The organism is Nocardia beijingensis NBRC 16342 (genome assembly GCF_001612785.1).
Lineage (GTDB): Bacteria > Actinomycetota > Actinomycetes > Mycobacteriales > Mycobacteriaceae > Nocardia > Nocardia beijingensis.
Genome location: NZ_BDBC01000009.1, coordinates 19,533 through 32,451, shown reverse-complemented (window position 1 = coordinate 32,451; position 12,919 = coordinate 19,533). Strand labels below are relative to the sequence as shown.

Below are 12,919 nucleotides of genomic sequence, written 5' to 3'. Positions count from 1 at the left end.
GCAGACGAACATCCAGCCCCAACGGCCCGTAGCCAACGCGCCCAGCGCACCGCCACACCGTCTTTCGAGCCACAAGGGGCCGCGAACACCCAGCGCCGCAGGCGCTGGAATCAGACACAGGAGCTTCCCCCATGGATGTTGTGATCGGACAGCTCTTCACCGGGCTGAGTCTGGGATCCATTCTCTTGCTCGCCGCGCTCGGTCTGTCGCTGACCTTCGGTCAGATGGGCGTGATCAACATGGCGCACGGCGAGTTCATCATGGCCGGTTGTTACACCACTTATGTTGTGCAGAAGGTCATCTCGTCGGCCGGCGTCTCGCTCGCCGTCTCGCTGCTGATCGGTTTCCTCGTCGGCGGTCTGCTCGGCGCCGCGTTGGAGATGGGCCTGATCCGCTGGATGTACGACCGGCCGCTGGACACCCTGCTGGTCACCTTCGGCGTCGGGCTGGTGCTGCAACAGCTGGCCCGCGACATCTTCGGCGCACCGGCCAAGAACGTGATCGCCCCGGAGTGGCTCAGCGGCGGCGTCACGATCCTGGGTGCGGTGGTACCGAAGACGCGCATCTTCATCCTCGTGCTGGCCGTCGTCGCGGTGACCGCGCTGGCGGCGGTGCTCAAGGCGACGCCGCTGGGCCGCCGCATCCGCGCGGTGGTGCAGAACCGCGGCCTGGCCGAAACCTCCGGCGTCTCCAGTCGTTTCACCGACATCAGCACCTTCTTCATCGGCTCCGGGTTGGCGGGCGTGGCCGGGGTCGCGCTGACGCTGATCGGCTCGACCAGCCCCACCATCGGCCAGAGCTATCTGATCGACGCGTTCCTCGTGGTGGTCATCGGCGGGCTCGGTCAGATCAAGGGCACGGTGATCGCCGCGTTCGCGCTCGGGCTGCTCAATTCCTACATCGAATACTCGACCACCGCGTCCATCGCGAAGGTCATCGTCTTCGTCGTCATCGTGATCTTCCTGCAGGTCCGCCCGCAGGGCCTGTTCACCGTCCGGACAAGGAGCCTGGCATGACCACGCTGGTACAACGGTGGCGCGCGCACTCCTCGCTCAGCGCGCTGGCCGGATTCGCCGTCGCCGCCGTCCTGTTGTTCGCGGTCGCGCCCGCCGTGCTCAGCGACTTCCGGCTCAACCTGCTGGCGAAGTTCCTGTGCTTCGCGATCGTCGCGGTCGGCATCGGATTGGCTTGGGGCCGAGGCGGAATGCTCACTCTGGGTCAGGGTGTGTTCTTCGGCGTCGGCGCTTACATCATGGCCATGCATCTGCAGATGGCCGACGCCGCCAGGCTCGGCAACGACGTGCCGGAATTCATGGAGATCGCGGGTATTCGCGAGTTGCCGTCGTTCTGGAAGCCGTTCGCGTCGGCTCCGGTGGCGCTGCTCGGCATTCTCGTGCTGCCCGCGCTGATCGCCGCCGCGCTCGGCTACGGCGTGTTCAAGCGCCGCGTGAAGGGCGCCTACTTCGCGATCCTCAGCCAGGCGCTGGCCGCCGCGCTGGCCATCCTGCTGACCGGTCAGCAGAGCATCGGCGGGTTCACCGGTCTGTCGGACTTCCGCGCGTTCTTCGGGTTCAAGCTGTCGGACCCGGTCAACCGGCGCATGCTGTTCTTCTTCGCCGCGGCCGCGTTGCTGGTGGTGGTCGCGCTGGTGCGGCAGTTGATGCACAGCCGCTACGGGGAGTTGCTCGTCGCGGTCCGCGATCAAGAGGAGCGGGTGCGCTTCCTGGGCTACGACCCGGCGAACGTCAAGATCGTCGCCTACGTGGTCGCCGCGTTCTTCGCGGGCATCGCCGGTGCGCTGTTCACCCCGATCGTCGGCATCATCTCCCCCGCCGACATCGGCGTCGTCCCGTCCATCGCGTTCCTCATCGGCGTCGCGATCGGTGGCCGGACCACCCTGCTCGGGCCGGTGCTCGGCGCGATCGGCGTGGCGTGGGCGCAGACGGCGTTGTCGGAGGAGTTCCCGTCGGGGTGGACGTATCTGCAAGGCGTGCTGTTCATCGTGGTGGTCGGTTTCGTCCCGGCGGGGCTCGCCGGGTTGTGGCCGATGTTGAAGGGCCTGCTGGGCGACAGGCGTCGCGCGACCCCGCCCGCGCCGGTGGTGGTCGAGACGCTGCCCGAACCCGCGACGGAGAAGGTGGAATCGCGATGACCGAGACGACGCACGAACCGAAGCTCGGCGGCAACGCCGGAATGTCCAGCGAGTATCTGGAGATCCGCGGCCTCTCGGTGAGTTTCGATGGTTTCAAGGCGGTCACCGAGGTCGATCTGACGGTGTTGCAAGGCGATCTGCGCTTTCTCATCGGCCCCAACGGCGCGGGAAAGACGACGCTCATCGACGCCATCACCGGACTGGTCCCTGCGACCGGGTCGGCGCAGAAGACCGGCGTGGAACTGCTCGGCCAGAAGGTGCACCGGATCGCAAGGCTCGGCGTCGGAAGAACGTTCCAGACCGCGAGTGTGTTCGAGCAGCTCACGGTGCTGCAGAACCTCGACATCGCCGCGGGCGCGGGCCGTTCGGCGCTCACCATGCTGCGCCGCCGCAAATCGGTGCTGCCCGCGATCGAGGATGCGCTGGAGACGACCGGCTTGGCCGACCTGCGCGACAAGCCCGCCGGGGTGCTCGCGCACGGGCAGAAGCAATGGCTCGAAATCGGCATGCTCCTGGTGCAGAACGCGTCGGTGCTGCTGTTGGACGAACCGGTGGCCGGGATGAGCGCCGAGGAGCGGGAGGAAACGGGGAACCTGTTGCGCCGCATCGGTGGCGACCGGGTGGTCGTGGTGGTCGAGCACGACATGGATTTCATGCGCGCCTTCGCCACCTCGGTCACGGTCCTCGCCGGCGGCCGCGTGCTCAGCGAAGGAACCGTCGAACAGGTGCAGGCGGACCCGAAGGTCCAGGAGGTCTATCTCGGCACCGCCGCTGCCGTCGGGACCGAACTGGAGGACGCGTCGATCGCGCCGGGTCCGGAATCCGCCCAGAAGGAGGCCAGCGATGCTTGAACTCACCGATATCCACTCCGGCTACGGCCGCACCGAGGTGATCCACGGTGTCTCGGTGACCGTCCCGGACGACAGCGTGGTGGCCGTCATGGGCCACAACGGCGCGGGAAAGACGACGCTGCTGCGCACCGCCGTCGGGCTGATCGGCGCGAAGTCGGGCCGGATCGAGTTCGACGGGGAGACCATCACCAAACTGTCGCCGTCGCGCCGGGTCCGCCGCGGGATCGCGTACGTGCCGCAGGGTCAGCAGAGTTTCCCGCAACTGACCACCGCGGAGAATCTGCAAGTGGTCGCGGACGGCCGCAAACGCGGCAAGGCGCTGATCGACGAATCGCTCGACCTGTTCCCCGCGCTGCGCGAACTGCTCACCCGCAAGGCGGGACTGCTGTCGGGCGGCCAGCGCCAGCAACTCGCCATCGCGCGGGCGCTGATCACCGAGCCCAAGCTGCTCATCCTGGACGAGCCGACCGAGGGCATCCAGCCGTCGGTGGTCGCCGAGATCGAGCGCACCATCATCGATCTCACCCGGCGCGGCGGGCTGAGCGTGCTGCTGGTCGAACAGCACATCGGCTTCGCGTTGCAGGCGGCGCAGCGCTACTACGTGCTGCGATCGGGCCGGGTGACCTCGACGGGCGCGGGTGGCGCAGGCGCCGAGCGCGAGGTCCGCTCGGCGATGGCGATCTGAGCGCCGTCGTGCCCCGCGACAGGGGCCGGATTCCGTTGCGCGAGCAGGTGTACGACTCGCTGCGCCGGGATCTGGCCACCGGAGTCATCGTGCCGACCGAACGGCTCGGCGAAGAACGCCTCGCCGAGGCGTACGGGGTGTCGCGCACCCCGGTGCGGGAGGCACTGGCCCGATTGCAGGCCGACGGGCTGGTCGAGCGGCTCGCCGACGGCCTCTATCCCTATCGGCCCCGGCTCGACGAACTCGATCACCTCTACGAGCTGCGGCTCGTGCTGGAGGCCAGGGGCATGCAACGGGTGGCCGTCCCCGGCGAGCAGCCCGCGCACGATCTGGCTCTCGTGCGGGCGGAACTCGACACCTGGCGCGCCCTGCGCGACGACCCGCCCGAACCCGGCCCCGCGCTGGTGGCCGCGGACGAACGGTTCCACACCACCTTGCTCGCGGCCGCGGGCAACGCCGCCCTCGCCGACGCGCTCACCGCCGTGCACGTCCGGGTGCGTCCGGTGCGCACGCTGGACATGCCGACCCCGGAACGCATCGCCACGATGACCGCCGAGCACATCGCCATCGCCGAACAGCTGGTCTCCGGCGCGGTGGACGCGGCGCTGGCGACGCTCACCGCCCACATCGACACCTCGCGCACGCACGTGCTGGCCCGCGCGCAGCACGCCATGCGCCTGACCAAACTCGGCCGCGCCGTGCGAGATTGACGGTCAGCAGCTCTGCTGGAAGGGGAAACACTGGGTGGGCCGGTACGCGGGCGGCGACGGCGTCGGACTCGTCGTGCCGGTCGCAGGGACCGGCTGCGCCGAGTCGTGCGCCAACGCGGTGGCGATCACCCCGAGCACGAACAGGACACCCACCACGGCGATCACGATGACGGACCACCCCGCGTAGGCCTGGCTCTTCGTCGCGGCGCCCGGTGTCGGCGCCACTCGCGGCGGCGGCGTGCGCGGAATGGTCGTGACCGGCTCCGGCGCGTTCTCCTCGAAACCCGCCTCGAGCAGTTCCGCGCGGGAGGGTGCGAGTTCCGCCAGACCGAGCGCGCCGCACGCGCCGATCACCCGGTCGGCGGTCCAGTCGCGCGGTCCCGCGGAAAAACCTTCCAAGTAGATGCGCAGTTCGGTCGCGTCGGTGACGTTCCCGACCACCACGTCCAACCCGGGACGCAGATTCGTGCGCGCCGGGCGCACCACCGCACCGCGGAACGGGACGAGCACCACGGCGCCGCTGATGTGCCCCGGATCCTGCAGTGCCCGCTGGAGCATGTGCTTGACCGCGTAGATGCCGTGTTCCACCCGCTCCGCGGGGCTTCCGTTCTCGGGGTCGTCCAGCTCCACCGGCGCGTCGCTGATCTTCCACGGTCCTTCGGCCGGTGTGCTGAGAATGCCGCTCTGCCTGCGCTGGAACCCGTGCACCTCCAGCACGGTCAGCCCGCGCGGGGTCCACACCACCGCGTCGACACGCCGGTTGTCCGCCTCGAGATCGATGACGGCGAGACCGGCCGTCGGATACGACCGCAGGCACGCGACGAATTCCCGCTCAGCGCCGGATAGCTCCGCTCCCGGCCTGATCCTCACCAGCATCTTTTCCCCTGCCGACCTGTTGTCCACACCTGACGCCGCGGAAACGCGCTGCGGCCACGGCGACCCGCACCGGTACTGATGATGACGGGGTACCCCGCCGAAAACCACTGGAAAGCAAAAGAATGGTGGCGCGCTGGGCGGGATACTGCCAAGTAGGCTCTCATCTCGGTCGGCACCGACGCCGGCCGCACAGACCACGCGGAGGTGGCAACCGGCATGGTTTCAGCGCTGCAACCACGCATCTCGCCCGGACGGCTCCGGGAACTCGGTGCGCTCAATTGGGTTGTCTGGCAGGTGCTCTCCCGCGCCGCTGGGACGCACGACGCCCATTTGTTCAGCACGCTCGGGCGTACCAGGGGCCTGTTCCGCGGCTGGCTGCACTACTCGGGCAAGCTCATGCCAGGCGGGCGGCTGCCCCGGCACGAGTCCGAGCTGGTCATCATCCGGGTGGCGCATCTGCGCGGCTGCGAGTACGAGATGGACCATCACATCCGGCTCGGCCGCCGCGCGGGGGTGACGAGCGAAATCCTGGAACGCCTGCGCACGGGCCCCGCGGCGGCGGGATGGTCGGACAAACACCGGGCGCTGCTGGCGGCCGTGGACCAGCTGGTCGAGACCCGCGATCTCGACGACGACACCTGGGCCGAGCTGGCGAAGCACTACGACGAGCGCAGCCTGATCGAGATCGTGCTGCTGATCAACCAGTACGACGGGCTGGCCGCCACCATCACCGCCCTGCGCATCCAGCGCGACGGCCTCTAAGCGGACGGCCCATCGATGCGGCGCGCGAGACCGTCGAGCACCAGCGTCAGTCCGAACTCGTAGGCGTGGTCGGCGCTGTAGGCGGCGTCGTGCGCCTGGCCCGCCGCCGTCCCGACGCGCGCGGCGAGTGGGTACCGCCGCGCGTCGAAGACCTGCGCCAGCACCGGCGCGGCGCGCTCCCACCATTGCTCGTCGGACATGGCGCTGTCGGCCGCCGCCCGCGCGCTGTCGATGGCGATGCGGGCGACGGACGTGACGAAGCCGAGCACGAAGGTCAGGGCGGCGTCCATCGCGACGTCGTCGAGGCCGAGGTCCGCGAAGGCTTCCAGTTCGTGGTCGTACTTGGCGGCGAGGCCGGGCCCGAGCGGCGGACGGGTGGTCGGCAGATACGCCACCCACGGATGACGAGCCAGCATGGCGCGGTTCTCGGCGGCGATCAGGGTCACCCGCTCGCGCCAGGGCAGGCCGGTGAGGTCGGCCCGCTCCATCCGCGCGTACACCGCGTCCAGCATCAGGTCGATCAGCTCCGACTTGCCCGGCACATAGGTGTACGTGGCCATCGGGGTCAGGCCGAGCCGGTTCGCGACCGCGCGCATCGTGACCGCTGCGAGCCCCTCCGCGTCGGCGATCTCGATCGCGGCGGCGACGACCGCCTCCACGCTGCTGCGCTGTTTCGGCCCACGGCCCGCGCCCGACGCGGCGGGAACCCGCCATAGCAATTCCAGCGTGCGCACCGGGTCGCCCGCACCGCTGCGCTCCTTGGGCTGTGCCATCGCCACCTCCTCGAACCACCGATCGTATCGATGTGACCCAGCTCATGATGCGGGCCGCTCCGAAATGCTCTACAAAGTACAGTGTACTTAGTACGTAGTTTTGCCGCCGAGGAGGGCCCATGCACATCACCGCTTCCGCCATCTCGCTCAACGTCCCCGACCCGGCCGCCTCGGCGCGGTTCCTCATCGAGCACCTCGGCTTCGAGGAGAAGATGTCGGCCGACGGGTTCGTCTCGCTCGACCGCGGCGACGCCGGACTGAACGTCATCTACCTGCGCACGGGGCTGGCGAGCTTCAAGCCGAAGAGCGCGGCGGGCAGCGCGGGCGAGGGTCTGCTCGTCGTCTTCGTCGTCGACGACATCGACGCCGAATACACCCGGCTGCGAGCCGAGGGCGTGCCGATCGTGACGCCCATCGAAACCGAGGAGTGGGGCGAGCGATACTTCCAGATGAGCGACCCCAACGGGATCATCATCCAGCTGGTGCAGTGGGTGTGAGTCGCTGCTGATCGCAGCGGATTCGAAGGCCAGGTGTAGCGGTAAGGGACCACCACACCTGGCCTTCGCGATGCCGCGTCGCAGTCGACGCCTTCACTGCGGGGGCGCTCGATCAGGCGAGCGCCGCGCGGAAGACCTCGACCGCCGGGGTCGTCGGGCGGCCGAGCAGGCGCGCCAGGTCGCCCGAGCGGACATCGAGAACGCCTTGCGCGATACCGGCGTCGGCGTCGGCGAGCGCCGCGGCGAACTGGGCGGGCAATCCCGCCGCGACCAATCCCGCCGCGTAATCGGCCTGCGAAAGGTTCTCGTAGCGCACCGGCTTGCCCGATGCCTCCGAGATCGCCGCGGCCAGTTCGGCATAGGTGAGCCGCTCGTCGCCACCCAGTTCGTATACCCGGCCCGCGTGGCCGTCGGTGGTGAGCACTCTGGCGGCGGCTTCGGCGTAGTCGGCCCGCGCCGCGCCCGCCACCCGGCCTTCACCCGCCGCGCCGTGCAGCACACCCGACTCCACCGCGTGCGCCAGACCGCCCACGTAGTTCTCCCAGTACCACCCGTTGCGCAGGAGAGTGTGCGGCACAGTCGATTCGGCCAGCACCGCCTCGGTTCCCACGTGCTCCTGCGCGAGGATGAGCGGATTGCCGGTCGCGGCGGGAATGCTGGTGTAGGCGAGCAATTCGACCCCGGCTCGCTCCGCCGCGCGGATGACGTTCGTATGCTGCTCGACTCGCGCGCCGAACTCGTTGCCGGACACCAGCAGCACTCGATCGACACCGGCCAGCGCCCGGTTCAGCGCGTCCGCGTCACCGTAGTCGGCCTGCCGGACGTCGACGCCGCGCTCGGCCAGATCGGCCACCTTCGCCGGGTCGCGCACGATCGCCACCACCGGCGTCGATCCCACCTTCAGCAGCGCCTCCACAACGAGTCGGCCCAGGTGTCCACTGGCTCCGGTCACCGCGACGGTCATGACTACCTCCACATTCGGCATGCTTAGTACTAACTATTCGTAAGTACTATGCATTCCGTATCCACTTTGGTCAAGGTCGGTACTATCGGGGTATGTCCAGCCAGCGCATTGCCTCGGCGGACGCCGACGATCCCACGCTGGAAGCCGACGTCTTCGCCCGGAACTGCACCTCGCGACCGGTCCTGCAGAATGTCGCCAGCCGCTGGGGCACCCTGGCGCTGGTCGCGCTGCGTGAGGGGCCGTACCGGTTCAGCGCCTTGCGGCGGCGGGTCGACGGCGTGAGCGAACGCATGCTGTCGCAGACCCTGCAAGCACTGGAACGCGACGGCATGGTGCACCGGGAGGTGCAGGAGACCATTCCGCCCCGGGTCGAATACACCCTCACCGACTTGGGCGCCGAGGTCGCCGACCGTCTGGAAGCGCTCATCCGGGTACTGGAGACCAACATGCCGAAGGTGCGCGAGGCGCAGGCGGCCTACCACCGCGACTGACCGGCCCGCGGGAAGAGAGCGACGCGGCCCCGGGTTACACGAGCATGGAACTCGCCGCCGCAGTCGATTTCGCCCGCGACCACCGCAGGTCCGTGCTCACCACGATCCGCCGCAACGGACGCCCGCAGCTGTCCAACGTGCTGCACGTCGTCGGCGCCGACGGCCGCATTCGCATCTCCATCACCGCCGACCGGGCGAAGTATCACAACCTCGTCCGGGACCCGTGGGCGGCGCTGCACGTCACCCGTGACGACTTCTTCGCCTATGCCGTGCTCGAAGGCACGGTGGAACTCACCCCCGTTGCCGCCGCGCCCGACGATCCCACCGTCGACGCGCTCGTCGACTACTACCGCACCGCCACCGGCGAGCATCCCGACTGGGACGAATACCGCAACGCGATGGTCACCGACCGCCGCGCTTTGGTGCTGTTCACGCCGACCCACGCCTACGGGATGCTCCCCGCCGCCGGTTGACCGGGCGATGCTCACGCCGTGCTGGTCGACATCCGGCGCAATCCCCCAAGCCCGTGTCTTGTGCGGCCATTCGGACGCCGTACCGCGCCCACCGCGCGCAGGCTGATGCTCGCGGCCGGCCCCGACTTCGCCGCACCGGCCGTCGGCCCGGCTCCGCGGTAGAAACTCGCGCCCTCGCTCGGCCCACCGCGCACCGTTGATGACCGCAGTCCGTCGGGCCGGTCGGTCAGCGCGACATCAAATCCGACACCGTGACGAATTGGTATCCGGCCGCGCGCAATTCGGTGACGATGCGTGGTATCGCGGCGATCGAAGGCTGGGCGTTCCCATGCATGACGTGCAGCAGAACAATCGAACCCGGACGGACCTTGCCGAGCGTCTCGGCGACGATGTCGTCCGCGGTGACGCCCGCCCGGCCGGAATCGGGCTCGACGTCCCAGGTCACGGTGACGCGATCGTGCTCGGCGAGATAGTGCGGCAGCACCCACAATTTCTTGCCGTAAGGCGGACGGAAGGTGATCGGGCCCGCGTACCCCGTCTTCACGATCTCGGCGTCCGTGCGCTCCACTTCGTCGCGCACCGTACCGGGCGTGACGAAGACCATCCGGCGGTGCGAATAGGTGTGGTTGCCGATCTCGTGGCCCGCCGCGGCGATGGCCCGCCCGTACTCCGGGTGTTCGGCCAGATCACGCCCGTTCAGGTAGAAGGTGGCCGGAACCTGCGCGTCGGCGAGCACTTTCAGCACCTCGGGCGCGCGATCGGACGGACCGTCGTCCAAGGTCAGCGCGACCACCCGCGCGTCGGTGTCCACCCGGCTGACCACATGACCGGCCAACTGGAAGGTGCGCGCCTTCATCAGGTAGAAGGTGCCCGTGCCGAGCAGCACCACCACGACGAGCACGGGCACACTTCCGATCAGCCACCTGCGAAACATGCACGCTGTATAGCAGAACGCTCGCGCCGATGCCGACCGCCGACGGCCCTACCGGCGCGGAAACCCTTGCCGGACAGAAGAAAAAGGGCGTGCGATCGCCGACCGCACGCCCTTTCTCCGCGAAGGATCAGAAGTTGATCATGTGGCCGGCCAAGCCGTGGAAGGCTTCCTGGAGGGCCTCGCTGAGCGTCGGGTGCGTGTGCACGTTGCGGGTCAGCTCGTTGACCGTCAGGTCCCACTTCTGCGCGAGGGTCAGTTCGGGCAGCAGTTCGGAGACGTCGGGGCCGATGAGGTGCCCGCCGATCAGCTCGCCGTACTTGGCGTCGGCGACCAGCTTGACGAAACCGGTCGGGTCGCCGAGGCCGTGCGCCTTGCCGTTGGCGGTGAACGGGAAGGTCGCGACCTTCACGTCGTAGCCCTCGTCGCGGGCCTGCTGCTCGGTCAGGCCGAAGCTGGCGACCTGCGGCTGGCAGAAGGTGGCGCGCGGCATCATGCGGTAGTCGCCGAGGGGAACGGTCTCCGCGCCAGCGATGGTCTCGGCCGCGACCACGCCCTGCGCCTCCGCGACGTGCGCGAGCTGCAGCTTGCCGGTGACGTCGCCGATCGCGTAGATGTGCGGCACGTTGGTGCGCATGTAGTCGTCGATCCCGATCGCGCCGCGATCGGTGACCTGCACGCCGGTGGTCTCCAGACCGTAGCCGTCGACGCGCGGGGCGAAGCCGACGGCCTGCAGCACCTTGTCCACGGTGACGGTCTCGATCGAGCCCGACTTGTTGTCCTTGATCGAGACGGTGACCTTGGCGCCGTCGTCGTCGATGGACTGCACGGCCGCACCGGTGGTGATGGTGATGCCGAGCTTCTTGTACTGCTTGGTGATCTCCTTGGAGACGTCCGCGTCCTCGTTCGGCAGCGCGCGGTCGAGGAACTCGACGATCCGCACGTCGACGCCGTAGTTCTTCAGGACGTAGCCGAACTCCATGCCGATCGCGCCCGCGCCGACGATGAGGATCGAACCGGGCAGGTCACGGGTGAGGATCTGCTCCTCGTAGGTGACCACGTTGGCGCTGAGCTGGGTGCCGGGCAGCAGCTTGGTGACGGTACCCGCCGCGATGATCGCGTTGTCGAACGTGATCGACTCGGCGCCGCCCTTGGTGAGCTCGACCGAGAGCGAGTTCGGGCCGGTGAAGGTGCCCTTGCCGTCGAACTCGTCGATCTTGTTCTTCTTCATCAGGAAGTGGACGCCCTTGACCCGGCCGTCGGCCACCTTGCGGCTGCGGTCGAAGGCGACCCCGAAGTCGAAGTTCACCTCACCGGAGATGCCGAAGGTCTTCGCCTCCTTGGTGAAGATGTGGGCGAGCTCGGCGTTGCGCAGCAGCGCCTTGGACGGGATGCAGCCGACGTTGAGGCACACACCACCCCAGTATTTCTGCTCGACGATCGCTGTTCGCAGGCCGAGTTGAGCGGCGCGGATCGCGGCGACGTATCCGCCGGGACCAGCACCGAGAACGACGACATCGTAGTGGGAAGTCACGCCTCGAGCCTAACTCCGCACCCCGAACTTCACCCACCCATCCCCCACCCAAGAGAGGCGTGGGCCACACCCACCCGCGAACTCCTCGCGAGCCGGACCTCCGCCGCTGTGCGCGAGTGGCGCACGGCTGCGGCGAAACGCGAGTGGACACCGCGGTGATGTGCCACTCGCGGAAGGTCAGGCGGTGCGCCAGACCTGGGCGGCGACGCGGCGGAAGTTGCCGCCGAAGATCGCGGCTCGGTCGGCGGGGGTGAAGCCGCGCTGGGTCAGGGCCTGGTCGAGGGTGGGGGTGTCGGAGGGGCCGAGGAGGTCTTCGGGTGGGGTCCATTGGAGGGGACCCCACTGGGTGTATGCCTCGGAGAAGGCGCCGGGGTTCTGTCGCAGTTCGGCGTTGAAGTCGTCGGCGTCGAAGGAGTAGTCGGAGCCGATGCCGACGTGTTCGATGCCGACCAGTTCTGCGCCGTATTCGAGGTGGCGGGCCATGGCCGCGACGCGCTCGGCGCGCTCGTGCGGCGCGTTGCGGCCGAGGAAGATGCCGACGCCGTTGATGCCGATGACGCCGCCGGTCGCGGCGCAGGCGCGCGCTTGGTCGTCGGTGATGTTGCGCGGGTGGTCCCACAGCGCGGCGAAGTTGGCGTGGCTGTAGATCATCGGGACGACGCTCAACTCGGCCAGCTCCAGGCCGGTGCGCCGGGAACAGTGCGAACCGTCGGCGAACATGCCGGCTTCGTTGAGCGCGTGCACGAGATCGCGACCGTAACCGGTGAGCCCGGTGTCCTCGGTGTCCAGGCAGCCGCAGCCCGCGGTGTTGGCATGGTTGTAGGTGGGCAGCAGCGAACGCACGCCGAGTTCGTAGAACCGCGCGACGTTGTCCAGATCGCCACCGAGCGGCCCGGCGTCCTCCAGGTCGAAGGCCAGCGCGATCGTGTCGGCGGCGCCGATGTCGGCCACGGTCTCGACCAGACGGAACCGTCCGTCCGCCACGGCATCTCGGCGGAATCGCTCCAGCAGCGCGATGGAGTCGGCGGTCGACTGCCGGGAGTAGCCGACGTTTACCGACAGATACGATCCGGCCGGATAGCGCGCGAGATCGCCGATGCGCGCGGCGGGCGACAGCGGCAGACAACAGTGCTGCTCCCACAGGAAGGGTGGCAACCTCGAACCTCCTGGTCGGATCGGCCTCGCCAGCAGCGATCCTACTGTTCACGGCAGGCACGCAT

Annotated in this window: 15 protein-coding genes; 9 read left to right on the top strand and 6 right to left on the bottom strand. The window is 68.8% G+C overall.

From position 1 onward, the window contains the following. Nucleotides 1-131 precede the first annotated feature (131 nt). The 5 genes from urtB to NB3_RS04740 are packed head-to-tail and all read left to right on the top strand — an operon-like array spanning nt 132 to nt 4,398. Nucleotides 132-1,016 carry an urea ABC transporter permease subunit UrtB gene (urtB, locus tag NB3_RS04760; RefSeq protein WP_067797096.1) on the top strand — a complete coding sequence of 295 codons (885 nt, stop codon included), beginning with the start codon at nt 132-134 and terminating at the stop codon, nt 1,014-1,016. Further along, entirely contained in the window at nt 1,013-2,152 is a 1,140-nt protein-coding gene (gene urtC / locus NB3_RS04755; RefSeq protein ID WP_067797092.1) for an urea ABC transporter permease subunit UrtC, read from the top strand. The genes urtB and urtC overlap by 4 nt, the downstream gene beginning before the upstream one ends. Beyond that, a complete protein-coding gene (urtD, locus tag NB3_RS04750; protein WP_067797089.1) occupies nt 2,149-3,003 on the top strand; it encodes an urea ABC transporter ATP-binding protein UrtD in 855 nt (284 codons plus the stop codon). Before urtC ends, urtD begins: the two co-directional genes overlap by 4 nt. Next, on the top strand, nt 2,996-3,688 hold the full coding sequence (urtE, locus tag NB3_RS04745; protein WP_067797086.1) for an urea ABC transporter ATP-binding subunit UrtE: 693 nt from the start codon (nt 2,996-2,998) through the stop codon (nt 3,686-3,688). Before urtD ends, urtE begins: the two co-directional genes overlap by 8 nt. Before the next feature lie 8 nt (nt 3,689-3,696). Next, the gene (locus NB3_RS04740; protein ID WP_084485778.1) at nt 3,697-4,398 is read left to right on the top strand and encodes a GntR family transcriptional regulator; all 702 of its coding nucleotides are present in this window, start codon (nt 3,697-3,699) and stop codon (nt 4,396-4,398) included. Between the two features lie 3 nt (nt 4,399-4,401). Here NB3_RS04740 and NB3_RS04735 read toward each other — a convergent pair whose 3' ends face one another. After that, nucleotides 4,402-5,274 carry a hypothetical protein gene (locus NB3_RS04735; protein WP_067797082.1) on the bottom strand — a complete coding sequence of 291 codons (873 nt, stop codon included), beginning with the start codon at nt 5,272-5,274 and terminating at the stop codon, nt 4,402-4,404. A 228-nt stretch (nt 5,275-5,502) separates the two neighbouring features. Here NB3_RS04735 and NB3_RS04730 point away from each other — a divergent pair, with 228 nt between their 5' ends. Next, nucleotides 5,503-6,036: a carboxymuconolactone decarboxylase family protein gene (locus tag NB3_RS04730; protein WP_084485805.1), complete on the top strand. Its 534-nt coding sequence runs from the start codon at nt 5,503-5,505 to the stop codon at nt 6,034-6,036. On the opposite strand, the gene NB3_RS04725 is transcribed toward NB3_RS04730, so the two are convergent. Next, a complete protein-coding gene (locus tag NB3_RS04725; RefSeq protein WP_067797079.1) occupies nt 6,033-6,809 on the bottom strand; it encodes a TetR/AcrR family transcriptional regulator in 777 nt (258 codons plus the stop codon). The genes NB3_RS04730 and NB3_RS04725 overlap by 4 nt on opposite strands. Before the next feature lie 119 nt (nt 6,810-6,928). Here NB3_RS04725 and NB3_RS04720 point away from each other — a divergent pair, with 119 nt between their 5' ends. Continuing rightward, nucleotides 6,929-7,306, top strand: a complete 378-nt coding sequence (locus NB3_RS04720) for a VOC family protein (RefSeq protein ID WP_067797076.1) — start codon at nt 6,929-6,931, stop codon at nt 7,304-7,306. 112 nt (nt 7,307-7,418) lie between these two features. On the opposite strand, the gene NB3_RS04715 is transcribed toward NB3_RS04720, so the two are convergent. After that, complete coding sequence (locus NB3_RS04715) at nt 7,419-8,270, bottom strand: SDR family oxidoreductase (protein WP_067797074.1); 852 nt, start codon at nt 8,268-8,270, stop codon at nt 7,419-7,421. A gap of 92 nt (nt 8,271-8,362) precedes the next feature. Between NB3_RS04715 and NB3_RS04710 the strand changes: the two genes are divergently transcribed. Further along, nucleotides 8,363-8,761, top strand: coding sequence for a winged helix-turn-helix transcriptional regulator (locus tag NB3_RS04710; RefSeq protein ID WP_067797071.1), 399 nt, complete (start codon nt 8,363-8,365; stop codon nt 8,759-8,761). 44 nt (nt 8,762-8,805) lie between these two features. Next, nucleotides 8,806-9,234 (top strand): PPOX class F420-dependent oxidoreductase, encoded by a 429-nt coding sequence (locus tag NB3_RS04705; protein ID WP_067797069.1) that lies wholly within the window; start codon nt 8,806-8,808, stop codon nt 9,232-9,234. 226 nt (nt 9,235-9,460) lie between these two features. Here the strand turns inward: NB3_RS04705 and NB3_RS04700 are convergent, their stop codons facing one another. The 3 genes from NB3_RS04700 to NB3_RS04690 all read right to left on the bottom strand — a co-directional run bounded on the left by NB3_RS04700 (nt 9,461) and on the right by NB3_RS04690 (nt 12,854). Continuing rightward, nucleotides 9,461-10,168 (bottom strand): polysaccharide deacetylase family protein, encoded by a 708-nt coding sequence (locus tag NB3_RS04700; RefSeq protein ID WP_067797066.1) that lies wholly within the window; start codon nt 10,166-10,168, stop codon nt 9,461-9,463. 127 nt (nt 10,169-10,295) lie between these two features. Then, nucleotides 10,296-11,699: a dihydrolipoyl dehydrogenase gene (gene lpdA / locus NB3_RS04695; RefSeq protein WP_067797063.1), complete on the bottom strand. Its 1,404-nt coding sequence runs from the start codon at nt 11,697-11,699 to the stop codon at nt 10,296-10,298. Nucleotides 11,700-11,876: 177 nt separating this feature from the next. Continuing rightward, nucleotides 11,877-12,854 carry a dipeptidase gene (locus NB3_RS04690; RefSeq protein ID WP_067797060.1) on the bottom strand — a complete coding sequence of 326 codons (978 nt, stop codon included), beginning with the start codon at nt 12,852-12,854 and terminating at the stop codon, nt 11,877-11,879. Nucleotides 12,855-12,919 lie beyond the last annotated feature (65 nt).